The sequence below is a fragment of the Halolamina litorea genome (assembly GCF_026616205.1).
Classification (GTDB): Archaea; Halobacteriota; Halobacteria; order Halobacteriales; family Haloferacaceae; genus Halolamina; species Halolamina litorea.
The window spans coordinates 373,047-395,668 of the sequence record NZ_JANHGR010000001.1 but is presented as its reverse complement, the minus strand read 5'-3'; the positions used below and the strand labels follow the sequence as shown (position 1 = coordinate 395,668).

Genomic DNA, 22,622 nt, shown 5'->3' with positions numbered 1-22,622 from the left:
CTCACTCCCCCTTCCACATCGTCCAGAAGCGGGTGTAGGGCAGGAGCCACGGCTGGTTCCCGTAGACGTTGGACCTGAGCCCCGCGATGCCGTCGACGCGTGCGATCGAGATCCACGGGCAGTTCTTGTTGACCAGTCCCTCGAACTCGGCGTAGGTCTCGATCCGCGTCTCCTCGTCGGTCTCGCTGCGGCCCTGTTCGAGCAGTTCGTACATCCGGTCGGCGTCGGGCTGATCCGCCCCGTAGTGGTTGAACTGGGTGCCGTCGGGGTGGACGAAGCCGTAGTAGTGCCGGTCGGGGTCGATCTTGAACGGCACCGAGAACGCCATCGCGCCGAAGTTGCCCGTGATGAAGTCCTCCAGTTGGGTTCCCCACTCGAGTACCTCGGTCTCGGCGTCGATGCCGGCTTCGGCGAGGTTGGCCACGAGCAGGTCCGCGGTAGTCTCCATCAGCGAGTAGCGCGTGTTGGTCTTGATCGTCAGCGTCTCGCCCTCGAGGGGGTTGCCGGCGTCCTCGAGGATCTGTTGGGCGCGTTCGACGTCCCGGGTTCGCCGGCTGTCGCCGAGGTCGTAGTGCCAGATGCTGTCCTCGGCGTAGGGCTGCCACGCCGCCCGCCCGTAGCCCGAGACGGCGGCTTCGACGATCGCCTCGCGGTCGACGACGTGCGCGACGGCGCGGCGGACCGCCGGGTCGTCCCACGGCGCCTCGCTGCAGTTGATGTGGAGTTGGCCCCACTCGGTGCCGCTCTGTCGGGAGAGTTTGGTCTCCTCGCTCTCGCGGAGCGTGTCGGCGTCGCTGCCGGAGACCCCCCGGACCATGTCCATGTCGCCGCCACGGAGCGCGGCGACCCGGGAGTCGGCGTCCGGGATCGGCGTGATCTCGACGGCGTCGAGCAGCGGGACGCCCTCCTCGCGGTACTCCGCGAACGCCGAGAGCGTGAGGCTGTCGCCGGGTTCGTACTCCGAGAACACGAACGGGCCCGTTCCCACGGGCTCCTGAAAGTCGCCGAGTTCACCGCCCTGTGCCTCGACGGCCTCCTCGGGGACGACGACCCACGGGACGCGCCCGAGGAAGTTGAAGAAGGGCGCGAACGTGCCCGAGAGCGTGAACGTGACCTCGTAGTCGCCGGTGGCCTCGATCGACTCGACGGCCGCGAGGTCCGAGCCCATCGCGCCCTCCTGGTTCATCCGTTCGAAGGAGTAGACCACGTCCTCGGCGGTCATCTGCCGGTCGACCGGCGGGTGGAAGCGGGCGTCCTCGGTCAGCGTGAAGGTGTAGGTGCGGCCGTCGTCGCCGATCTCCCAGTCGGTCGCCAGCCGCGCGGCCGGCGCGCCGTCCGCGAAGGTGATCAGCGTCTCACAGACGTTGAAGTTGACCAGCCACGAGACGACGCTCCCGGTCCGGTGAGGGTCGAGACCGGTGAGTTCGGACTCGAACCCGACCCGGAGGGTGCCGCCGGACTGTGGACCACCCTCGGGTGTCGACACGTCGGTTTGGGTCGCGGGAGGAACGGGCGACGACGTGCCGCCGTCGGTGGGGCTCCCCCCGTCGCCGGTGCAGCCGGCCAGCGCCGCCGCCGCGGCGCCGCCGACCGCCGAGAGGAACGTACGCCGGTCCGTGGAGTCCTCTGCCATCGTTGCAGAAAGGTACATCCCGGGGGCTAAAGCTTCCGCGGTAGTGCCCCGCGTTACAGCGCCAGCGATCCGCCCATCGTGAACGCGGCGCCGCCGAACACTACGAGGCCGAGGCCGTACAGCGCGCCGATACGGTCGATAGCGAGGTACCGCCGCTTGTTCGGGTGTTCCTCGGGGTGGGCATCGAAGTCAACGCTGCCGCCGCGGTGGTGCTCGCTGGGGGCGGGCCGGCGGACGTTGCTCGCACCCAGCGTGAACGTGACCAGCACCAGCCCGCCGAGGAAGAGTACGAACATCGGCATCGCCCCGTCGGTCACCGCGAGCACGGCGAGAACGGTGAGCCCGCCCCCGGGGAGTTCGACGGCCCGGCCGGCCTACCCCGACCGCTCGCGGACGACCAAGACAGGGGCGACGGCGCCCTCCGCGACGCGCTCTGCTGGGTCGCCGAGCAGCAGGGAGAGGAGGTCGGGACCGCTCTCGCCCATAACGATCACGTCGAACTCCGGGGAACGCTCGATGACGGCCCGGGCGGGCGCGTCGGATTCGGAGACCTCGGTTCGAACGCGGTCCGCGGCGAGCCCACGGTCGAGGAGCGTCCCGCGGGCACGGTCGACGGCTGCAGCGGCGTCGAACTCGCCGCCGGTGTCGATGCCCCAGAGCGTGACCGCGCCTCGGGAGTCGGCGAGCAGCGTCGCCACGAGGTCGGCCAGCCGGCCGGCGTCGATTGCGCCGCGGATGGGAACGAGGACGTCCGCCACGTCGGCGACGGGGTTTGGCAGCAGGACGGCCGTCACGTCCGCCTCGGCGGCGACGCGGTCGACGGTCGCGTCGCGGTCGTGAGTGAACACGACCCGGGTCTCGACCTCGCGGCCGGCCTCGCGGAACGCCTCGGCGATGTCGTCGACGGCCCCGCGGGCGCGGTCCTCGAACTGCATGCTCGCCTGCTCGGTCGGCGTCTGCTCGGGGAGGACGTGGTAGCCGAGCAGCACCACCTCCGCGGGCGCGAGGAACTCGACCAACTGGGTGGAGACCGACTGCCCCTCCAGCACCTCGACGGGGACGAGCACCTTCGGCGGCTCGCGGATGCGGAGCGCCGGGCTCTCGGTGGGCGACGCCGGCCCGGTGTCGTCGTCGGCCATCTACAGCACCCCCTTGAGCTGGACGTCCGCGGCGTAGTACTTGTACCAGCCGGCGGTGGCGAGCATGATGGCGCCGCCGACCACCTGTGACTCCCGTTGCATGAACGCGATGAGCCCAAAGCTCGCGGTGGCGCCGAGCCCCGCGACCAGTCGGTGGGCGGGCACCCGGAACTCGGGGTCGTACCACTCCGGTTCGTCGCGGCGCATCGCCAGCAGCGCGACACAGATCAGCCCGTACATCACGAGGTGGAGGAAGGAGGCCACCTCGGCGAGCACCTCGACCTCCCCCAACGCGACCAGCGCCAGCACGGGCCCGCCGGCCATCGACAGCGCCACGTGGGGAGTCCCGTAGCGGAGGTTCACGCGGCTGGCAGTCCGGGGCAGCAGGGCGTCCTTGCTCACCGCGAACACCGCCCGGGAGGTCGAGAGGATCGACGCGTTCGCGCTCGAAACCGTGGCGAGCAGGCCGCCGAGCAGGATCGCCAGCGCACCGACGCCGCCGCCGAAGGCGCGAGCCACCTCGACGATGGCGGTCTCCCCGAACGCCGAGAGGCTGTCGCTCCCGAACGCGCTGGTGGCGACGAAGATGGTGGCCACGTAGAGCACCGCCACGATGGCGACGGAGCCGATCATCGCCAGCGGGAGGTTCCGGCCGGGGTTCTCGATGTCGCCGGCGACGGTCGCTACCTGTGCGAAGCCGAGGTAGGAGGTGAACACCAGCGCCGCGGTCGTGACCATCGACAGCGGCCCGAACGGCATGAACCGCTCGGGCGTGCGTTCGGCGCCGAAGACGCCGAGCGCGTCGAGGCCGCCGTAGCCGAGGAACAGGACCAGAATGGTCAGCAGTAGGCCGACGACGTAGTTCTGCAGCGTCGTGGCGTTCTCGGTGCCGAGGAGGTTCAGCGCGGTGAGGAGGCCGCCGAACCCCAGCGCCAGCACCTCCACGACCGGGGCGCCGCCGAACGCCACGCCGGCCTCCGTGAGCAGCGCGGCGGCGTAGCTGCCGAAGCTGACGAGGTAGAACGCCGTCGCGAACACCAGGCCCAGCCAGATGCTGAGACCGACGACCGCGCCCGGGAGCGCCCCGAGCGCCCGCGAGACGAAGTAGTAGCCGCCACCGGACTCCGGCATCGCCGTCGCGAGTTCGGACGCCGGAAGCGCGACCAACAGGGCGATGACGGCGCCGATGGCGAACGACCCAGCCGCCGCCGGCCCCGCACGGCCGGCCGCCAGCCCCGGGAAGACGAAGATCCCGGCGCCGATCATCGTCCCGACGCCGATGGCGATCCCGCCGACCAACCCGATGGAGCGCTCCAACTCCGAGCCCTCCTCGGTGACGGTCGTCTCGCCCTCGGTCGCGGGGAGCGCGACCTGCTCGGGCGACTCACCGTCCCTGTTCGTTCCCTCCCGGGTCTCCGTGGACATGCTCCCCGGGTTCGTTTCAGCCACCAAGAAGGTGAGGGACGGCCCGGACGGCCGCTCCGGGGACCCCCGAACTCACGTCGCCGGGCGCCGAAGGCGACGGCATGAGCGAGACGGTCCCCGTGACGGTCGTCGATGGTGAGGAGCGTACGACTATCGACGTGGCGTGCGGGCGAACGCTGCGGGACGCGCTGCTTGACGCCGGCTTCGAGGTGTACGGGAGCGTCTCGAAACACGGCAACTGCGGCGGGCGGGGCCTCTGTGGCACCTGCGGCGTCGAAGTGGCGTCCGGCCCGGAGCCGACCCACTGGCACGACGCGGCGGCGGCGCGGTACGGCTACCCGCGGCTCTCCTGTCGGATCACGGTGGCGGCGCCGATGACGGTCCGACTGGTGGAGAAGGTGATGTGGGGGCAGTTGCTACCCGGCGAGTCCGGGTGAGGGAACGGGCGGCGGCGGAACTGCTCACTGGTCGAACTGTTCCTCGACCCAGGACGGCCGCGATACCCGGACCGAGCCGAGTTCGTTGACGGTAAAGCTGTTCCCGTAGGCCTGTGACTCCCCGTCGGCGGTCACAGTCATGCGAACCGCGGCGTCGAACACGACACTCGCCGGGGTGACGAGCAGGTCCCCGCTCGACTCCGAGACGGTACCGTCGATCTCGCTCTCGTCGATGCCGTCGAACTCGAAATCGACGACGTCGCGGTCGTTGTACTCGTCCATCGTCGCGGGCGTGTACTCGCCCAGTCGGAGGATGCCGCCGAGGGTCTCGCCGCCGCCGAGCATGGAGACGACGTCGGCGGACCTGTGTTGTTCCTCGAACGACTGCTCTGCGGCTTGCTGTGTGTAGTTCGTTTCGCCGTCCTGTGTCAACTTGATGTAGGTTGTGCCGCTCTCGACGAAGACCTCGGTAGTCGAGGAGGACTGTTCGAACCTGAACCAGTGGCGTTGCTGTTCGAGGCTACTCCGGTACTGTTGTCTGAGCAGGTTCTCTGACGAGCCGGAAAAGAGCGTCGTGGTGATGTCGTAGCTGTTCTCGACGAGTGCTGCCTTCGTCGCCTCGACGAGCGCCTCGGCGTTCTCGATGCCATCGGCTGTTACGCCCTCCGGGAGTTCGAGCGAGGCTGACGGTGTCTCGGTCGGCTCCACCGTCGGTTCGTCGGTCGCCGTCAGAGACGCTGTCGGCGACGCCGTGCTCGTCGATGCTGTCCGGGCGTCCGTCGCTGACTCCGAAGCGGGCGAGCTACCGCTTGTGGAACAGCCTGCGAGAGCGGCGAGACTTAGCCCGACTGTCGAGACGACGGCGCGGCGTGAGAGCATGTCACGAGGCATATAGGTGAACGGTTCGGGTAGTGTTGGATAAAACCGCTGATTTATCTGATGGTTCAGGACCATGGAGCGGCCTTACGACATCTCCATGGGGAAGAGTACGCGGAATCGTACCGGAGTACGTCATGGGTGGGAGGGGAGTTCGTCAGAGTACTCCCGGCCGACGGGGAGAACCCGGAGGACGCGGATCACGCGGCGAGTGGTGTCCGACGGTAGTTACGTGAGAGAATGGATGTCTCTGCGTTGAGTGATCGTACGGTAAAACGGATGGGTTGGGGCGGATTTGAACCGCCGGCCTCCTCCATGTCAAGGAGGTGTCATAACCGGACTAGACTACCAACCCGACCGGGCTTACTTCGCACTCTATCTATCCCGCGGGTTTAGTTGAAGCTTTCGAAGTCGGCTCCGGCGGGCGGTTCGTGACCGGGGGTCTGCCCCGCCGTCGCACGGAAGGCTTAACTGAATGTACAAAGTTGTACACTGTATACCCGATTCGTACATCCGGGGCGCTCCACCCATGCAGGAACTCATCGAACGCGTAACCGAAGGCGAAGACCTGACCGTCGAGCAGGCCCGTGAGGCCGCGACGCTCGTCTTCGAGGAAGCAACCGAGGCACAGATCGGCGCGCTGCTGGCCGCGCTCCGAGCCAAAGGCGAGACCGAAGCCGAGATCGCCGGCTTCGCACAGGGGATGCGCGACGCCGCCCGCACGATCGGCCCCGACCGCGAGCCGCTGGTCGACACTTGCGGTACCGGCGGCGACGACTACTCGACGATCAACGTCTCGACGACCAGCGCCATCGTCGCCGCCGGCGCCGGCGTCGCCGTCGCCAAGCACGGCAACTACTCGGTCTCCTCCTCCTCGGGGAGCGCCGACGTGCTGGAGGTCGCCGGCGCCGACGTGGAGGCAGAACCCCCTGCAGTCGAGGCGGCCATCGAGCGCGACGGGATCGGCTTCATGCTCGCGCCGGTGTTCCACCCCGCGATGAAGGCCGTCATCGGCCCGCGCAAGGAACTGGGCATGCGGACGGTCTTCAACGTCCTCGGCCCGCTGACCAACCCCGCCGGCGCCGACGCACAGGTCCTCGGCGTCTACAGCGAGGAACTGGTCCCGCTCATCGCCGAGGCACTGACACACATGCCCGTCGAGCACGCCCTCGTCGTCCACGGCGACGGCATGGACGAGATCGCGCTCCACGGCCCCACGACCGTCGCGGAGGTAGAGGGCGACGACGTGACGGAGTACACGATCACGCCGGAGGACCTCGGCCTCGACAGGGCCCCCGTCGAAGAGATCGCCGGCGGCACCCCCGAGGAGAACGCCGAAGACCTCCGTGGGATCGTCGATGGCCGCGTCACTGGGCCCAAGCGCGACGTGATCCTCGCCAACGCCGGCGCCGCCATCTACGTCGCCGGGCTCGCCGAGGACCTCGAAACCGGCGTCGAGAAGGCCGCCGAGTCAATCGACGGCGGTGCCGCCGGCGAGAAGTTCGCCGCGCTCTGTGGCGGGACGGCCGAGGCCGAGTGATGGTCCGCACGAAGCTCTGTGGCCTCGGCACCGAGGCTGACGTGACGGCCGCCGTCGACGCCGGCGCCGACGCGCTGGGGTTCATCACCGACGTGGACGTGGACACGCCCCGGGAGATCGACCCCGAACGCGCCCGCGACCTCGCGGCGACGGTCCCGCCGTTCGTCACCACGGTCGCCGTCACCATCCCCGGGAGCGTCGAGGAGGCCGTGGCCGTGGCCGAGACCGTCGATCCCGACGCGATCCAAATCTACGGCGAGTTCGACGCCGACGCGGTCGAGGATATCGGCGACCGTTCGGGGGCCGACACCATCGTCGCCCTCGGCGTCGACGACGCCGAACGCGCCCGCGCCCTCGACGGCGCCGCCGACGCGCTGCTCGTCGACTCCCTGAGCGAGGCCGGCGCCGGGGGGACCGGCGAGACACACGACTGGGAGCGCACCCGCGAACTGCGCGAGGAACTGGACACGCCGCTCGTGCTCGCCGGCGGCCTGGGTCCCGGAAACGTCGCCGGGGCCGTCGAGTCGGTCGCACCCTTCGCCGTCGACGTGGCGAGCGGCGTCGAACGCGAGGACGAACCGGGCCGGAAGGACGCCGACGCGATGCGTGCGTTCGTCCGGGAGGCCACCCGGGCCAGTCACGCGGAGGTGGCCTGATGCCGGGGTTCGACCGCTCCCGAAACGAGTTCGAGGAACTGGTCGACGGCGCCGACGACCCGGCAGTCGCCCGACTCGTCGCCACGCTCGACATCGACGCCGAACCGCTGTCGGCCTACGCCGCCCTCTCGGACCGGAGCGACCACACGTTCCTGCTGGAGAGCGCCGAGAAGGTCGCCTCCAGTGACCCCGCGGGGGCGTTCGCTCCCGCCGGCGGCCACAGCGACGGGCCGACCGACGACGAGGCCGACCGGCACGCCCGGTTCTCCTTCGTTGGCTACGACCCCGACGCCCTCGTCTCGGTCTACCCGGACCGCACCGAAGTCGAGGAGTTCGGCCCCGCGGCGGGGTTCCTCGACGGACTCGACGGCGAGGCCGGCGCGGAGGTCGGCGCCTGCGGCGAGGAACTGAGCGACCCGGACACGCTCGACCGCCTCCGGTTTGCGCTCCCGGACGTGGAGCGCGTCGGCTTTGCGGCGGGCGACCGACAGCGTCTCGACGGCGGCCTCGTCGGCTTCCTCGCCTACGACGCCGTCTACGACCTCCATCTCGCGGAGGTGGGCGTCGACCGTCCGGACCCCGTTGTGCCCGACGCGCAGTTCGTGCTGACGACCCGGACGCTCGCGTTCGACGACCGCGAGGGGACCGTCGAACTGGTGTTCACGCCGATCGTCGGCGAGGAGGACGACGCCGGCGCGGTGTACGACCGGCTCGCCGCCGAAGCCGAAGGCGTCGCCGCCGACCTCGCCGCGGCGACACCCCCCGAGACTGGTGGGTTCGATCGCGATACCGCCGTTTCGGGCCCGCGTGACGACTACGAGGCCGCCGTCGCCGAGATGCAGGAGCACGTCCTCGACGGCGACGTGTACCAAGGGGTCGTCTCCCGCAGCCACGAGATCACCGGCGACCTCGACACGCTCGGCCTCTACGAGTCGCTGCGCGAGGTGAACCCCTCGCCGTACATGTACCTGCTCTCCTTCGGCGACCGCTCGGTCGTTGGCGCCAGCCCCGAGACGCTGGTCTCGGTGACGGGCGAGCGCGTCGTCTCGAACCCCATCGCGGGCACCTGCGCCCGCGGCGCCAGCCCCGTCGAGGACCGCCGACTCGCCGGCGAACTGCTCGCCGACGACAAGGAGCGCGCCGAACACACGATGCTGGTCGACCTCGCGCGAAACGACGTGCGGCAGGTGTCCCGGCAGGGCTCGGTGCGCGTCGAGGAGTTCATGAACGTCCTCAAGTACAGCCACGTCCAGCACATCGAGTCGACCGTGACCGGCCGGCTCCACCCCGATTTCGACGGCTTCGACGCCACCCGAGCGGCGTTCCCCGCAGGCACCCTCACGGGCGCGCCGAAGGTCCGTGCGATGGAACTGCTGGACGAACTGGAGGTGAACCCCCGCGGCGTGTACGGCGGCGGCGTCGGCTACTTCTCGTGGACCGGCGACGCCGATACGGCCATCGTGATCCGGACCGCGACCGTCGAGCACGGCGACGATCACGACCGCGTCCGGGTGCGGGCTGGCGCCGGCATCGTCGCCGACAGCGACCCCGAAAGCGAGTACGAGGAGACCGAACAGAAGGTCCGCGGCGTGTTGGACGCCCTGGAGCGGATCGAAGGGGGTGACGAATGAGCCTCCCGAACGCCGCCGACGGCGACGCCGCCGACGACGCGCCGACGGTGCTGTTCGTCGATAACTTCGACTCGTTCACCTACAACCTCGTCGAGTACGTCGGCGAGGGTGCGCCCGACGCCGAGGTCGAGGTGCTGCGAAACACCGCCTCGCTCGACGACGTGCGCGAGATCGACCCCGATGCCGTCGTCATCAGCCCCGGCCCGGGCCACCCGAAAAACGAGCGCGACGTGGGGCTGACGATGGACATGCTCAGGGAGGTCAGTCCCGAGGTGCCGACACTCGGGGTCTGTCTCGGGCTAGAGGCAGCGGTCTTCGAGTACGACGGTCAGGTCGGCCACGCCCCCCAGCCGATCCACGGCAAGGCGTTCCCGATCGACCACGACGGCGAGGGCGTCTTCGCGGGCCTCGAACAGGGCTTCCAAGCCGGGCGCTACCACTCGTTGGTGGCGACTGAGGTGCCGGATAGCTTCGAGGTAACGGCGACGACGGTCGACGACCCCGATGACGAGGGGAGCGAGGAACTGGTGATGGGCGTGCGCCACCGCGAGTACCCCATCGAGTGTGTGCAGTTCCACCCCGAGTCGGTGCTGACCGCGGTTGGTCACGACGTGATCCGGAACTTCCTCGAGGCGGCCCTCGACTAGAGGAACGTCGTCACGACCCAGAGCAGGCCGATCACGACCGACGCGATCAGCACGATCTTCCACGCGATGCTCAGGAGCACGCGCCCGACGAGGATCACGACGCCGATCGCGAGGACCGCGATCAGCGCCTGTCCCAGTTGCCCCTCCGGCAGCGGAAGCTGCAGCAACGCGAGTGTCAGCGCCGGTAGTGTCGTGTTCATGCCCGAGGATGGGCCTCGTGGCAGCATAACTCTGGGGGCCGCAGTAGACGACGAACGTGAAACAACCCGGTCCGATCCCGGTCTACGCGAAGTCCTCGTATCGGGGCCGCTCGCGCTCGCCGGGGAAGTCGTCGACGGGCGCGGTAGTCTGGTCGCCGCTCGCCATCTCCTTGATCGTGACCTCGTCGTTCTCGAGGTCCTGCTCGCCGACGATGACGACCGTTTCGGCGTTGATGGAGTCGGCGTAGCCCATCTGGGCGCCGAAGCTCCGGTCGGACACGTCGGTCTCGACGACGTTCCCCGACGCCCGGAGGTCGCGGGCGACCCGGGACGCGACGTCACGGGTGTCGCCGACGGTGAGGACGTAGTAGTCCGTGGATACCGCCTCCTCGGGGAGCACGCCGGCCTCCGAGAGGAGAAGCGGGAGCGTCGAGTTCATCACGCCCGGCGCGACGCCGACGGCGGGGGTCGGCTGGCCGCCGAAGGACTCGATCAGGTCGTCGTAGCGCCCGCCGCCGAAGATGGCCCGCGAGACGCGGCCCTTGGTGTCGAAGCACTCGAAGACGACGCCGGTGTAGTAGTCGAGCCCCCGAGCCGTGCGCAGCGAGACCGTGCAGTGCTCCCGGACGCCGAAGTCCTCAGCGGCGTCGAGGACGGCCTTGAGGTTCTCGACGGCGTCGGTGAGCGTCGGGCGGTCGACCTCCGCAAGCAGCGCGTCGAGGTCCTCGTTTCCGGCCGCGAGCAGGTCGTCGAACGCCTCGGCGTCCTCGATTGAGAGGCCGGCATCGGCGAGCAAGCCGAGATACTCCGCGCGGTCGACCTTCTCGCTCTTGTCGACGGCCCGGATCGCTTCGGGCACGTCGACGTCCTCGTCGAACGAGCGCAGCAGTTCGCCGAGGATGTCGCGGTGGGACACGCGGAACTCGAACTCCGAGGCGGGGAGGCCGAGTTCGGTCAGCGTGTCGCCGGCAAAGGCGAGGATCTCGGCGTCGGCCTCGGGTTCGGCGGAGCCGAAGATGTCGACGTTCGTCTGGTAGAACTCCCGGAAGCGGCCCTGCTGGACCTGCTCGTAGCGCCAGAACGGCCGGGTGGAGAACCACTTGATCGGCTTCGAGAGCGCCTGGGAGCGCGCGACGACCATCCGGGCGACCGTCGGCGTCAGTTCGGGAGTGAGCGACACCTCTCGCCCCCCCTTGTCGGTGAAGTTGTAGAGCTCCTCGACGATCCCCTCGCCGGACTTGTCGACGTACATCTCCACGTCCTCGAGTGCGGGCGTGGCGATCTCCCGGAAGCCGTAGCGCCGAGCCACCGACTCGGTCGTGTCGATGACCTCGCGGCGGGCGGCCATCTCGCCGGGGTAGAAGTCCTTGAACCCCTTCAGACGGTCGTACATGGCCGAGGGTTCCCGGCGGCCGCGCTTGAATCCTGTCTTTCGCTAAGCCAGTCCGCGGACGATCGTCTGGTCGTGTTCGGGGAACACCGCCTCGACGGCGTCGTCGCCGCCGCGCTCGCGGATGAGCGCGCGGAGTTCGCCCTCGTAGTCCGCGCGGGCGATCTGCTCGCTGGGACCGGTCTCCACGTCGAGTTCCCGATCGACTAGCCGGTCGACCGCGCCGCGACCGAAGCCCGCCAGCGGCGAGAGGTAGTCGATCCCGTGGCGGTCTTCGAGGCTCTGGGCGGTCGCGCGGGAGACGGTGGGCACGCGGTCGTCCCGCCGGGTACCGTCGGCGACGGCGATGACGTCGCGCTCGGCGACGACCTCGAGGGCGTGTTCGTGGACGCGCTGGATGCCGTTCCGGGGGTAACCGTCCTCGATCATGCGGTCGACGGCCTCATCGGCCACGTCCCGGTCGAGTTCGACCGTGTCGAAGGGGAAGCCGAGGGCGTCGGCTGCCTGCCGGGCGTTCTCGAACTCCTCGGTGACGCCGAAGTGGGCAGTCACGAGGGTCACGTCGTAGAACCGGTCGAGGATCAGCGCCGCCAACGAGGAGTCCTTCCCGCCGCTGTAGAGGAGCGCCAGCTCCATCAGCGCCGGCGGATGTCGAAGCTCTTCTCCTCGGGTTTGAGCTCCCGGAGGATCTGCTTCATCCGGTCCTCGTCGATCTTGCCCTGGATCCGGCCGCTCTGGGCCAGCGCGGTCACCTGCTGTTTGACTGTCTGGGCGAACTCCGGCTTGCTCATCTCGACGGCGTTGAGCCGCTGGCGGGCGTCGTCGGTGAGGTACTGCTTGAGCAGGGCGTCCTGCTGGGCCTGCGCTCGCTCCTGCTGTTCCTGTGCAGCCTGCCGTTGGGCCTCCTCGCCGCCGGCCTGGTCCTGTAGCTCTTCGAGTCGCTCCTGTCGAAGCTGTTCGAGTCGGTCCTCCTCGGAGTCTCCACTCATGGTGTGTAGTTACTTCTCTCGGCGCAAAACGGTTGCGGCGTCTTCAGGCGTACTTCTGCAGTTCCGGCCGGTCGAGGTCCTCGAGCGTCTCGCCCGCGACGGTGTCGAGCAGGCTCTGGCCCTCGTCGGTCACGCGTCGGCCCTCGCCTTTCGCGGTCTCGAGGAGCCCCTCCTCTTCGAGCTGCTGGAGCGCCACGCGGATGATCTTTCGCGAGCCGCCGGTGTGCTCGCTGCCGGCGACGCGGTAGCGCGTCGTCCCCTGCTTCGAGCCGCCGTACTCCGTGGCGAGTCGCTCGACGCCGACGGGGCCTCGGACTGCGACCTTCCGCAGGAGGCTCGCCGCGCGGACGAACCAGAAGTCGTCCTGCTGGGGCGGGAGTTCTCGGTCGACGCTAGTCTTCGTGAACTCCACCCAATCGGGTTCCTCGATGCGACCGTCAAGCTCCTCAGCGAGGGCCTCGATGAGGTCCTCGGCCGGAACGTCGTAGAGGGTTGCCATAGGGACGATTTCTCCCCTGTTCCGGATAAACCCATCGTATCGGGCTGCCCGCGGCGTCTCCACGCCGGTCAGGTCCGAGCGCCCGCGCCGACCGTCCCCATCACGACGCCGCCGATGAGTACCGGCACCCAGAACACCGCGCCGCGGTAGATCACGACCGCCGCGAACGCGATGGACTCGGTGACGCCGGGCAACGGCGCGGCCACGAGCAGGAAGACGAGCACCGCCTCGATCCCACCGGCGCCGCCGGGCAGGGGCGTCATCCCCGCGATGGCGCCGATGGGAACCACGAACAGGACGACGGGGATGCTCACCGGGTGCCCGATGGCCTGGAACGCGAGCCAGAGCCCGGTCATCTGGAGCAGCCAGCCGAGCGCCGAGAAGCCGAGCGCGAGTACGAGCCCCCGAGGGTTGGTGGCGACGCGTTCGATCGCCTCGAAGAAGTGGCTCACGCGGCGCTCGATCACCTCCCGACCGGGGTCGGACACCCGTGGGACGTGCTCGCCGGCGAACCGGGCGAGCCGCGAGAAGACGTCGACGGCGCCCGCCTCGACGCGCTCGTGGTTGCGCCAGAGCACGACCAATCCGCCGACGACGAGCAGCGTGATGGCGACGACGACGATTGCCGCCGACTCCAACTGGGTGCCGAAGGTGGTCTGGGTCGCGAAGTACGCCGTGCCCAACAGCGCGAGCGAGATCGAGGGAACGAAGTTGAGCGTGTCGACGCTGGCGATGGCGGCCAGCCCCGTGCCGTACTCGGTGTCGGTGACCTCCGAGATCAGCAGCGCCGTCACGGGCTCACCGCCGGCCTGCCCGAACGGCGTGACGTTGTTGTTGAACGTCGCGCCAGCGAAGACGAGGAACGTCTGTATCGGCGAGACGGCCTCGCCGAGCACGCCGAGAACCGTCCGGAGTGACATCCCCCACGCGAACAGCCAGCCGACGGTGACGACCAACACCAGCCCGACGGTCGATCGGTCGGCCCCCGAGAGCGACGCCACGAGGTCCTCGACGCCGACGAAGTAGAGCAACAGCGCGAGCACCCCGATCGCCCCGGCGAAGCCAACCAGAGTCGCCTTGAGCTGGTCGGTTTCCATAGCGGAGGAACTGCCGGCTGGCGTTTCAACCCTCCGATGGCGCCGTGAACGGCCGGGGTTTATCGGCCGGCACGACCACCGCCCTGCATGGACGAGCGAAGCGCGCTGGCGACGCTTGCGGCCACCCTCCCCGCCGCCGGCGACGACGCCGCGGTCGTCGACGGGCTGGCAGTCACGACCGACATGCTCCACGAGCGGAGCGACTTCCCGACCGGCACGACCCGCCGAACCGCCGGCTGGCGCGCCGTCGGCGCCTCACTCTCCGATCTGGCGGCGATGGGTGCCGAGGCGACCTGCGCGGTCGCAGTCTACGCCGCCCCCGAGTTCGACGAGGCCGAACTCTCCGCGTTCGTCGGCGGCGCAGTCGAGGTCTGTGAACTGGTCGGCGCCGAGTACGTCGGCGGCGACCTCGACGAACACACGGAGTTCACCACGGCCACGACGGCCGTCGGCCGCGTCGACGAGGCGATATACCGTGACGGCGCGACGCCGGGCGAGACGGTCTGCGTGACCGGCGAACTCGGCCGGACCGCCGCCGGCCTCCGTCGGTTCGCGACCGGCGACGCCGAGTCGGGCAACGACCTGTTCCAGTTCACCCCGCGCGTGGCCGCGGGTCGGGCGCTGCGGGGTCACGCCTCCGCGATGATGGACTCGAGCGACGGTCTCGCGCGCTCGCTCCACCAACTCGCCGAGGCCAGCGGCTGTGGGTTCTCGATCGAGTGGGACCGGCTCCCGGTCCACCCCGCCGTCGACGCGGTCGCCGAGGACGAAACCGATCGGCGGGAGTGTGCGGCCCACGTCGGCGAGGATTTCGAACTCGTGTTCACGACGCCCGACCCCGAGGCCGCCATCGCGGCCGTCGAGGCGACGGGGACGGCGGCGACGGCCATCGGCGACGTGACCGGGGCTGGCGTCACCGCCGGCGGGGAGGCCCTCCCGGATCGTGGCTACACCCACGGCGACAACTGAACCCGGAGAACCGCCCGATCAGACCGTCACGATCTCGATCGGCACGGCGAGGAAACAGAGCGCGCCGAGTGCGAACGTCAGGAGGGCCGCCGCCTTCCGCTTCCAGCCGATCGGCGACTCGTCGACCGGCGCCGCGGCGCCCCCGAAGGAGACGAACAGCGTGATGAACCCCCAGAGCACCCAGAGGGCCACGGAGTTCTCCATCCCCATGTCGCGGACGTACCAGAGGTAGCCGGCGATCCCGAACAGCGCACCGGGGACCATCGCCGCCAGCGTCTCCTGACGGGGGCCGAACACGGCACGGGTGATGTGCCCGCCGTCGAGTTGACCGACCGGCAGGAGGTTCAAGACGGTGAAGAACATCCCGATCCAACCACCCATCACGACCGGGTGGACGGCCTTCGCCGGGTCCGTGTAGGCCGTCTGCTGGCCCAACGCGCCGGCGATCAGGTCGAGCAGCGGCGGGTTGTGGAAGACGATCGCCTGTCCGCTCCCCTCGACCACCCGCTGGGGGACGCTGATCGGATCGAGGCTGACACCGATCGCGGTGACGATGATCGTCGCGACGAGCCCGGCGAGCGGCCCGGCGGCGCCGATGTCGAACAGCGACTTTCTGTCGGGGACCCGGCTCCGCATCCGGATCACGGCACCCATCGTCCCGAAGGGCACGTAGAACGGGATCACGTAGGGGAGGCTCACGTCGACGCCGTGCCACCGGCCGGCGACGTAGTGGCCCATCTCGTGGGTCAGCAACACCCCGAGGACGGCGGCGGTGAACGGCCACGCCTCCAGGATCCGGAGGGGGTTCTCCGCGATCGCCGAGAGGGGAACGTAGTACCAGACGGTCGCGCCGACGAACAGCGTCGAGAGGACCGTCGCGAACAGGAGGGCGACGTTGACCGCCGGGTTCCCCGACGAGGACGCCGACGCTCCGAACGGCCGGGCGACCAACACGTCGTTGCCTGCCTCGTCGACCGAGAGTCGGAGGTCGTAGCCCCGCTCCTCGAAGGCGGGGGTGAGTTCCTCGGCCAACCGGGAGCGGGGGACCAGTGAGTCCCCGTGGTACCGGACGGTGTCACCGTCCCGGCGGACGGCGGTCAGGTGGAACCACGTATCGAGCGCCTCCGGGTGAGGGACCTCGGACCCGGATCTGTCTGCCATCGGTTCCGATTGCCGTCGCTCGCGCATAAGGCTTGGCTCCAGGAAGAGGGCGGGGGCCGGTGGAGGGCGACAGCAGCGGGGGACCGTCGGCGGCGCAGCCGGCGGCGTCTGATCGGTTATCGCGGCGTTACGCGGTCTCGACGCGCCACGTGGTCGCGCTCGTGTACGACCACTTCTCGACTTCGAGTTCCGAGGCGGCGTCGCTCAGTTTGACCATCAGCGCACCGATCTCCTTCGGGGAGAGATCCACGTCGTCGGCGATGAACTTCGACTTGAAGTACATCTCGCCGTCGTCGACCTTCTCACGCAGGTAGCGCGTGAGTCGCTCCTCTTTCGAGAGCTCGTCGGTCGCGGTCACGCCGTCGGTGGAGGGGTTCCGTGTTGCGCTCATTGGTGTTCTCCTCACTCAGGTCCACACCCGGAAGGGGGATATAAACTCCAGACCGTCCCCCGGAGTTCGGACCGTTTCACCCCGATCGAGGCGAGAAATACACGTGAAACGGACCGTTCACGAAGCCCGCAGAAGTTTTTAGACGTTTTACGAACCGTTTTGAGGTCGTATTGTGAGGTCGTCGGCCGTGCGTCTGACGCCGGCGTCGATCCCGCGAGATCGGGGGATCGAACCGGGGCCGTGCAGCCGCGCCGCGGTCACGCGCGGTCGTGGACCCAGAACTCCTCGTCCTCGGTAGTCTCCTTCTTGAACAGCGGGACCTCGTCTTTGAGTCGGTCGATCCCGTCCTCGACGGTCCGGAACGCCTCCCGGCGGTGGCCGGCGAGCACGACGACGAACACGATGTCCTCGCCGTCGGCGACGACGCCGGTGCGGTGGTGGAACAGCACCTCGAAGACCCCCTCGCGTTCCTCCAGTTCCGCGGCGATGTCGGCCATCCGCTGTTCGGCGACGCCCTCGTACTTCTCGAACTTGAGGTGGCTCGTGGGGCTGTCGTCCGCGGCGTCCTTCGCCCGCACGCGGCCGGTGAACGTCGCGATGGCGCCCGATCGGTCCGCGTGCGGGGACTGTTTGGCCTCGGCGACCAGCGAGGACAGCGTCACGTAGGGGTCGACGGCCTCGACCTCAGCCGCGAGGGCCTCGTGGTCGAGGTCGGTGGCGTCGTCAACGCGCCGGAGCACGTCCCCGGGGACCTCCTCGTCGCCGATGACGACGGTCGGCAGCCGAAGTTTGGAGAAGTCGGCGACAAGCGCGTAGTCGTACTCGGGGGCGAGCGCGTCGAGGAGGTCGGCGAACGAGCGGCCGTCGCCGACGCCGGTCCAGCCGCCGTCGTCGTCCAGTTCGAAGCGACCGGCGTCGGGAACCTCGACCGACTCGGCCCGGGCGACGGTGGCGACCCGGCCGTCGAGGCGGCCGGCGACCGCGTCCCGGACCGCGATGGCGCCGGGGCCGACGATGGAGAGAGCCTGCATACGCGTGTGGGGGAGGCCGACTGGCTTAGGCCTTTTCTCGCCGGTTCGTCGGCCGGGGTCGGGCAGCGCGGAACGGCGGAAAGCGTGTGGTACGTACGCACGCCCCGGTATTCGGGGTTCGGGCGGACTCGTGACCACGGGCCTTAAGAGCGCCACCCCCGCAACCTCACCTAATGCGAGTCGTCGTCTCTATCGGGGGTAGCGTGCTCGCGCCCGGGCTCGACCCCGAGCGCGTCGAAGGCTTCGCCGACGCCCTCCACGAACTATCGGCAGAGGGCTGTGAACTGGGCGCGGTCGTCGGCGGTGGCACCGTCGCGAGACAGTACATCGGCGCCGCCCGCGACCTGGCGGCCAACGAGTTCCAGTTGGACGAACTCGGTATCGGCGTCACGCGGCTGAACGCCCGCCTCCTGATCGCGGCAATGGGCCACGGCGTCCAGCGCACGCCCGCGACAAGCTACGACGAGGCCGGCGAGGCGATCCGACGGGGCGACACGACCGTCATGGGGGGGATCACGCCCGGCCAGACAACCGACGCCGTCGCCGCCGCGCTTGCGGAGTACGTCGACGCCGAACTGCTGGTGTTCGCCACGAGCGCCGACGGCGTCTACAGCGCCGACCCCGAGACCGACGACGACGCCGAACAGTACGGCCAACTCACCCCCGCCGAGCTGGTCGAGGTCATCGCACCGATGGAGCGCGGCGCCGGCGCCTCCGCACCCGTCGACCTGCTGGCGGCGAAGCTGATCCAGCGCTCCTCGCTGCGGACGATCGTCCTCGACGGGACCGACCCCCAAGCCGTCGTCGACGCCGTCCTCCACGGCGAACACACCGGGACCGACGTGGTGCCGACGGGCGAGACCGACGAGCCGACCTACTGGAGCCAGCATGAGTAGCGAGTCCGAACCCGCGGAGGCGTCGGCGGCCGGCGATACGTCGACGCCCGCCGCCGGGAGCCAGCGCGACGAAGCCCCCGACGGCAGCCAGTTCCACGCCTTCTGGGCTGACGCCGTCGCCGACGAGATCGAGGCCCGCGACCCCGGGGAACCGATCGTCATCAAGGGCGGCGTCTCGCCCTCGGGCATCCCCCACCTCGGCCACTTCAACGAGATCATCCGGGGCTACTTCGTCGGCGAGGTGCTCCGCGAGCGGGGCCACGAGGTCCGGCAGGTGTTCACCTCCGACGACCGCGACCCGCTGCGGAAGCTTCCCCGACGGCTCGCCGACGCCGACTGGAACGTCGTGGAGTTGGGGGACGTTGACGCCGGCGCGCTCGGGAAGAACCTCGGCAAGCCCTACACCGACATCCCGGACCCGTTCGGCGACTGCCACGACTCCTACGGCGAACACTTCGCGGACCTGCTCGCCCGCGCCGCCGAGATGGTCGACGTGCCCGTCGAGGTGCTCTCGAACACCGAGATGTACGAGAGCGGCGAGTTCGAGCCCCAGATCCGGACGATCCTCGAGAACGTCGACGCCGCCCGCGAGGTGCTGGCGGAGTATCAGGACTCCGTGGACGAGACGTACTCGCCGTTCCGTGTGGTTTGTGCGGAGTGTGGCATCGTCACCACCGACGTGACTGTATCGGACCTCGACGCCGGACTCGTCGAGTACGACTGCACGGGGATCACCGCCGGCGACCGCGAGATCGAGGGCTGTGGCCATCACGGCGAGGCGACGTTCCGCGACGGCAAACTCTCGTGGCGCTTCGAGTGGCCCGCCCAGTGGGACCTGCTCGGCGTCGACTTCGAGCCGTTCGGCAAGGACCACGCCGAGGGCTCGTGGCCCTCCGGCGAGGACATCGCCCGGAACGTCCTCGGCATCGAGCCGCCGGTCCCGATGACCTACGAGTGGTTCACGCTCAACGGCGAGCCGCTCTCCTCCTCTTCGGGGAACGTCGTCACCGTCCCCGAGGTGCTCGAACTGCTCGAACCCGAGGTGTTGCGGTACTTCTTCGCGCTCGACCCGAACAAGGCCCGGGACTTCGACGTCTCCCGGCTGGACCAGTTGGTCGACGACTTCGACCGCTTCGAACGCGCCTACTTCGGCGAGGTCGACGACGAGGAACTCACCCGGTTCGCCGAGCGCGCCTACCCGTTCGTGATGGGCGAGGTGCCCGACGACCCGATCCGCCTGCCCTACACCTTCGCGGCGGTACTGGGGATGGTCGAGGAGCGCGACCTCCGCGTCCAGATGGCCCGGAACGAGGGCCACATCCCCGAGGACGCCGACGAGGCGACGATCGAGGCCGCACTCGCTCGCGTCGAGCGGGCCCGCGCGTGGGCCGAGCGCTGTGACAACGCCTACAACTACCGGCTCCAGACCGATCTGCCCGACGTGGACCTGACCGACGCCGAGGCCGCAGCCCTCGAAGACCTCGCCGATGTCGTCGCCGGCGGTGCCGACGGCGAGGAGATTCAGGGTGCGATCTACGAACTGGCGGAGGACCACGACCTGGGCACCGGCGACCTGTTCGCGGCCGGCTACAAGCTCTTTTTCGACAAGACGCAGGGGCCCCGACTCGGTGAGTTCCTCGGCGAACTGGACCAGTCGTTCGTCGTCGAACGGCTGCGGCGCGAGGCCTGAGGCGGCCGTTTTTCCCACAAGAGTTTTTTTTTTTTCACGGCCGCGAACCCCCCTCACATGAGTCGACGAACCCAAGCAGGTTCAGTCCGTGAGCGGGGCGCCGTCGGGCTGCTCGTGGGCGCCGCAATCGCTCTCGTTATCGCCTACCCGCCACCGTCGACGGGCGTCGATCCACTGCTCGGCGTGGGGAACGTGTTCGTTCCCCTCGCACTGTCGGCAGTGAGCGTTCTCACAGCCGGTATCGGTGGCGCACTCGCCGGTGGCGTCCTCGCTGATCGAGTCGACGCCGTACCACGACTCGTTGTCCGAACAGCCGTCCCCGCCGCCGCGCTGGCTATCGCACTGCTCTACCTCGTCGTTGTCGCTGGCTTCGGGTAACTGAGAAGGCAGCCGAACCGCCCCCGTTCGGGCGTCGACGCCCCGGGACCCGAACGCATTTGCCCGGGCGGGCCGGACTCTCCAGCAGATGATCGACGGGCTGCTCCAAGTCGTTCCCTCCGTCGGCCCGCTGACGTGGGTGTTGGTCGGCGCACTCGCCTACACGCTCGCGGCCTACTGGCTCGACGCCGAGGGCTACCTCCCCGACGCGATCCACGTCTCGGGGCCGATCACGACCATCCACACCAAGCGCGGGCGGGCCTTCCTGAACTGGCTCGCCGGCCCCAAGCGCTTCTGGCGCGCGTGGACCAACGTCGGCCTCGGGATCACGCTGGTGATCATGGTCGGGATGTTCGTGATGCTGCTCCAGCAGGGCCGCAGCATCATCGAGAACCCGCCGGCCCCGTCAGCGGTGAACGAGCCGGGGAACGTGCTCGTCATCCCCGGTGTAAACGAGTTCCTCCCGCTCTCGGTCGCCCCGGAAATCGTCGCCGGCCTGCTGATCGGGCTGGTGGTCCACGAGGGCGGCCACGGCTTGCTCTGTCGCGTCGAGAACATCGACATCGAGTCGATGGGGCTCGTCACATTCGCCGTCATCCCCATCGGCGCGTTCGTCGAACCCGACGAGGAGGACCAGCGGACCGCGGACCGGGGCGGTCGCGCCCGAATGTTCGCAGCCGGCGTCACCAACAACTACGTCGTCACCATCGTCGCCTTCGCGCTGCTCTTGGGGCCGGTGGTCGGCTCCATCGGCGTCGCCGCTGGGGCCCCGATCGGCGGGGTGCTGCCGGGGTCGGCCGCCGACGACGCCGGGATCGAACCGGGTGACCGGATCGTGATGGCCGGCGGCCAGGAGATCGGGGACGGCGGCGAACTCGACAGCTACCTCGAAGAGAGCACCGACGGCTCGGTGCAGGTCACGCTGAGCGACGGCACCGAGACGACCGTCGAACGCTCGTTGCTCGTGACCAGACTCGCGGGCGGATCGCCGTTCGACCGCGAAGGCGCTGCCGGCGTCGACGTGAACGACACCGTCACCGCCATCAACGGCACCGAGGTCCGCACCGAACAGGGCCTCCGAGAAGCCATCGGCGACCGCACGACCGTCGCCGTCACGACTGACGACGGCGAGACGACGACGGCGCCGATGGGCGTACTCGCACTCGCCAGCACGCCGAACACGACAGCCGGCGCCTCCGACCCCGCCGACCACCCGCTGAACTACTCGGCGGGCTTCCCCGGCCGTGAGCCGTTCACCGTGCTCAGCATCGACGGCCAGCGGACGCTGACCCCGGCCGACGTGACCGCGGCGCTCGACGGGAAGGCAGCGGGCACGTCAGTCGAAGTCGTCGCCGTCGTCGACGGGGAACGCCGGACGGCGACCGTCACGCTCGCCGCGGACTACCGCGAGGGCGAGTCGGGTGGCTACCTCGGCATCTCGCCGCTGTCGGGCTACGGCGGCATCGGCGCCAGTAGCCTCGGCGTGGATTACTACCCGGCCGCCGGCTTCCTGTCGCTGCTGAGCGGCGATGGCAGCATGGGTATCGGGGCCGGATCGGCGCTCGCGCTGGTGTTGGTCGTGTTGCTCCTGCCGTTCATCGGCGCCGTCGGCGGTGCCGGCTACAACTTCGCCGGCTTCGTCGGGATCAACCGCGGCTTCTACGAGATCGCCGGGCCGCTCGAACCGCTCGGTGGCGGGGTGTTCCTGCTGGCGAACCTCCTCTTTTGGACCGGCTGGATCAACCTCAACCTCGCTATCTTCAACTGCATCCCGGCGTACCCGCTCGACGGCGGGCGCATCCTCCGGGCCAGCGTCGAGGCCGTCGTCTCCCGGCTCCCCATCGAGGACAAACACACCGCCACTCGGGCGGTGACCACCAGCGTGGGGCTGGCGATGCTCGCCTGCCTGCTGCTGGTCGTGTTCGGCCCGCAGTACCTCAACTGATC

Annotated in this window: 23 protein-coding genes, 1 tRNA gene and 1 pseudogene; 10 read left to right on the top strand and 15 right to left on the bottom strand. The window is 69.4% G+C overall.

From position 1 onward, the window contains the following. Window position 1: 1 nt before the first annotated feature. The 4 genes and pseudogenes from NO998_RS02145 to NO998_RS02130 form a co-directional block, all read right to left on the bottom strand. Complete coding sequence (locus NO998_RS02145) at window positions 2-1,633, bottom strand: ABC transporter substrate-binding protein (protein WP_267645375.1); 1,632 nt, start codon at window positions 1,631-1,633, stop codon at window positions 2-4. A 53-nt stretch (window positions 1,634-1,686) separates the two neighbouring features. Next, a pseudogene (locus tag NO998_RS02140) lies at window positions 1,687-1,971 on the bottom strand (hypothetical protein); the annotation flags it as partial. A gap of 36 nt (window positions 1,972-2,007) precedes the next feature. Next, window positions 2,008-2,772 (bottom strand): universal stress protein, encoded by a 765-nt coding sequence (locus NO998_RS02135; RefSeq protein ID WP_267645371.1) that lies wholly within the window; start codon window positions 2,770-2,772, stop codon window positions 2,008-2,010. Beyond that, window positions 2,773-4,197, bottom strand: coding sequence for an APC family permease (locus NO998_RS02130; RefSeq protein ID WP_267645370.1), 1,425 nt, complete (start codon window positions 4,195-4,197; stop codon window positions 2,773-2,775). Between the two features lie 101 nt (window positions 4,198-4,298). Here NO998_RS02130 and NO998_RS02125 point away from each other — a divergent pair, with 101 nt between their 5' ends. After that, window positions 4,299-4,634 (top strand): 2Fe-2S iron-sulfur cluster binding domain-containing protein, encoded by a 336-nt coding sequence (locus tag NO998_RS02125; protein ID WP_267645369.1) that lies wholly within the window; start codon window positions 4,299-4,301, stop codon window positions 4,632-4,634. A gap of 24 nt (window positions 4,635-4,658) precedes the next feature. Here NO998_RS02125 and NO998_RS02120 read toward each other — a convergent pair whose 3' ends face one another. Together NO998_RS02120 and NO998_RS02115 are read right to left on the bottom strand one after the other, a co-directional pair. Continuing rightward, window positions 4,659-5,525, bottom strand: a complete 867-nt coding sequence (locus NO998_RS02120) for a hypothetical protein (protein ID WP_267645367.1) — start codon at window positions 5,523-5,525, stop codon at window positions 4,659-4,661. 265 nt (window positions 5,526-5,790) lie between these two features. Then, window positions 5,791-5,865: transfer RNA gene (locus NO998_RS02115), tRNA-Val, on the bottom strand. 174 nt (window positions 5,866-6,039) lie between these two features. Between NO998_RS02115 and trpD the strand changes: the two genes are divergently transcribed. From trpD to trpG, 4 genes are read left to right on the top strand one after another with little or no spacing between them, the layout of a single operon-like run. Beyond that, window positions 6,040-7,050, top strand: coding sequence for an anthranilate phosphoribosyltransferase (trpD, locus tag NO998_RS02110; protein WP_267645365.1), 1,011 nt, complete (start codon window positions 6,040-6,042; stop codon window positions 7,048-7,050). Beyond that, entirely contained in the window at window positions 7,050-7,706 is a 657-nt protein-coding gene (locus tag NO998_RS02105) for a phosphoribosylanthranilate isomerase (protein WP_267645364.1), read from the top strand. The genes trpD and NO998_RS02105 overlap by 1 nt, the downstream gene beginning before the upstream one ends. Beyond that, a complete protein-coding gene (trpE, locus tag NO998_RS02100) occupies window positions 7,706-9,337 on the top strand; it encodes an anthranilate synthase component I (protein ID WP_267645363.1) in 1,632 nt (543 codons plus the stop codon). The genes NO998_RS02105 and trpE overlap by 1 nt, the downstream gene beginning before the upstream one ends. After that, a complete protein-coding gene (gene trpG, locus NO998_RS02095) occupies window positions 9,334-9,984 on the top strand; it encodes an anthranilate synthase component II (RefSeq protein WP_267645361.1) in 651 nt (216 codons plus the stop codon). Before trpE ends, trpG begins: the two co-directional genes overlap by 4 nt. On the opposite strand, the gene NO998_RS02090 is transcribed toward trpG, so the two are convergent. From NO998_RS02090 to NO998_RS02065, 6 genes are all read right to left on the bottom strand, one after another. Next, window positions 9,981-10,184: a DUF8029 family protein gene (locus NO998_RS02090; protein WP_267645360.1), complete on the bottom strand. Its 204-nt coding sequence runs from the start codon at window positions 10,182-10,184 to the stop codon at window positions 9,981-9,983. The genes trpG and NO998_RS02090 overlap by 4 nt on opposite strands. Before the next feature lie 82 nt (window positions 10,185-10,266). Beyond that, a complete protein-coding gene (hisS, locus tag NO998_RS02085; RefSeq protein WP_267645359.1) occupies window positions 10,267-11,577 on the bottom strand; it encodes a histidine--tRNA ligase in 1,311 nt (436 codons plus the stop codon). Window positions 11,578-11,619: 42 nt separating this feature from the next. Then, window positions 11,620-12,210, bottom strand: a complete 591-nt coding sequence (locus NO998_RS02080; RefSeq protein WP_267645358.1) for a DUF7411 family protein — start codon at window positions 12,208-12,210, stop codon at window positions 11,620-11,622. Continuing rightward, complete coding sequence (locus NO998_RS02075) at window positions 12,210-12,563, bottom strand: DNA-binding protein (protein WP_267645356.1); 354 nt, start codon at window positions 12,561-12,563, stop codon at window positions 12,210-12,212. The genes NO998_RS02080 and NO998_RS02075 overlap by 1 nt, the downstream gene beginning before the upstream one ends. 43 nt (window positions 12,564-12,606) lie before the next feature. After that, the gene (locus NO998_RS02070) at window positions 12,607-13,062 is read right to left on the bottom strand and encodes a 30S ribosomal protein S19e (RefSeq protein ID WP_267645355.1); all 456 of its coding nucleotides are present in this window, start codon (window positions 13,060-13,062) and stop codon (window positions 12,607-12,609) included. A 68-nt stretch (window positions 13,063-13,130) separates the two neighbouring features. Beyond that, on the bottom strand, window positions 13,131-14,159 hold the full coding sequence (locus tag NO998_RS02065) for a lysylphosphatidylglycerol synthase transmembrane domain-containing protein (RefSeq protein ID WP_267645354.1): 1,029 nt from the start codon (window positions 14,157-14,159) through the stop codon (window positions 13,131-13,133). Between the two features lie 87 nt (window positions 14,160-14,246). Between NO998_RS02065 and thiL the strand changes: the two genes are divergently transcribed. Beyond that, window positions 14,247-15,128, top strand: coding sequence for a thiamine-phosphate kinase (thiL, locus tag NO998_RS02060; protein WP_267645353.1), 882 nt, complete (start codon window positions 14,247-14,249; stop codon window positions 15,126-15,128). A gap of 18 nt (window positions 15,129-15,146) precedes the next feature. On the opposite strand, the gene NO998_RS02055 is transcribed toward thiL, so the two are convergent. The 3 genes from NO998_RS02055 to NO998_RS02045 all read right to left on the bottom strand — a co-directional run bounded on the left by NO998_RS02055 (window position 15,147) and on the right by NO998_RS02045 (window position 17,711). Next, window positions 15,147-16,289 (bottom strand): site-2 protease family protein, encoded by a 1,143-nt coding sequence (locus NO998_RS02055; protein WP_267645351.1) that lies wholly within the window; start codon window positions 16,287-16,289, stop codon window positions 15,147-15,149. A gap of 127 nt (window positions 16,290-16,416) precedes the next feature. Then, window positions 16,417-16,680 carry a DUF7123 family protein gene (locus NO998_RS02050; protein WP_267645350.1) on the bottom strand — a complete coding sequence of 88 codons (264 nt, stop codon included), beginning with the start codon at window positions 16,678-16,680 and terminating at the stop codon, window positions 16,417-16,419. 257 nt (window positions 16,681-16,937) lie between these two features. Next, window positions 16,938-17,711, bottom strand: coding sequence for a molybdopterin synthase (locus NO998_RS02045; RefSeq protein ID WP_267645349.1), 774 nt, complete (start codon window positions 17,709-17,711; stop codon window positions 16,938-16,940). A 173-nt stretch (window positions 17,712-17,884) separates the two neighbouring features. Here NO998_RS02045 and pyrH point away from each other — a divergent pair, with 173 nt between their 5' ends. From pyrH to NO998_RS02025, 4 genes are all read left to right on the top strand, one after another. After that, the gene (gene pyrH / locus NO998_RS02040; protein ID WP_267645348.1) at window positions 17,885-18,607 is read left to right on the top strand and encodes a UMP kinase; all 723 of its coding nucleotides are present in this window, start codon (window positions 17,885-17,887) and stop codon (window positions 18,605-18,607) included. Continuing rightward, on the top strand, window positions 18,600-20,297 hold the full coding sequence (gene lysS / locus NO998_RS02035) for a lysine--tRNA ligase (protein ID WP_267645347.1): 1,698 nt from the start codon (window positions 18,600-18,602) through the stop codon (window positions 20,295-20,297). Before pyrH ends, lysS begins: the two co-directional genes overlap by 8 nt. 57 nt (window positions 20,298-20,354) lie before the next feature. Then, window positions 20,355-20,675 carry a hypothetical protein gene (locus NO998_RS02030; protein ID WP_267645346.1) on the top strand — a complete coding sequence of 107 codons (321 nt, stop codon included), beginning with the start codon at window positions 20,355-20,357 and terminating at the stop codon, window positions 20,673-20,675. Window positions 20,676-20,763: 88 nt separating this feature from the next. Then, the gene (locus NO998_RS02025; protein WP_267645344.1) at window positions 20,764-22,620 is read left to right on the top strand and encodes a site-2 protease family protein; all 1,857 of its coding nucleotides are present in this window, start codon (window positions 20,764-20,766) and stop codon (window positions 22,618-22,620) included. The last annotated feature ends 2 nt before the right edge of the window (window positions 22,621-22,622 follow it).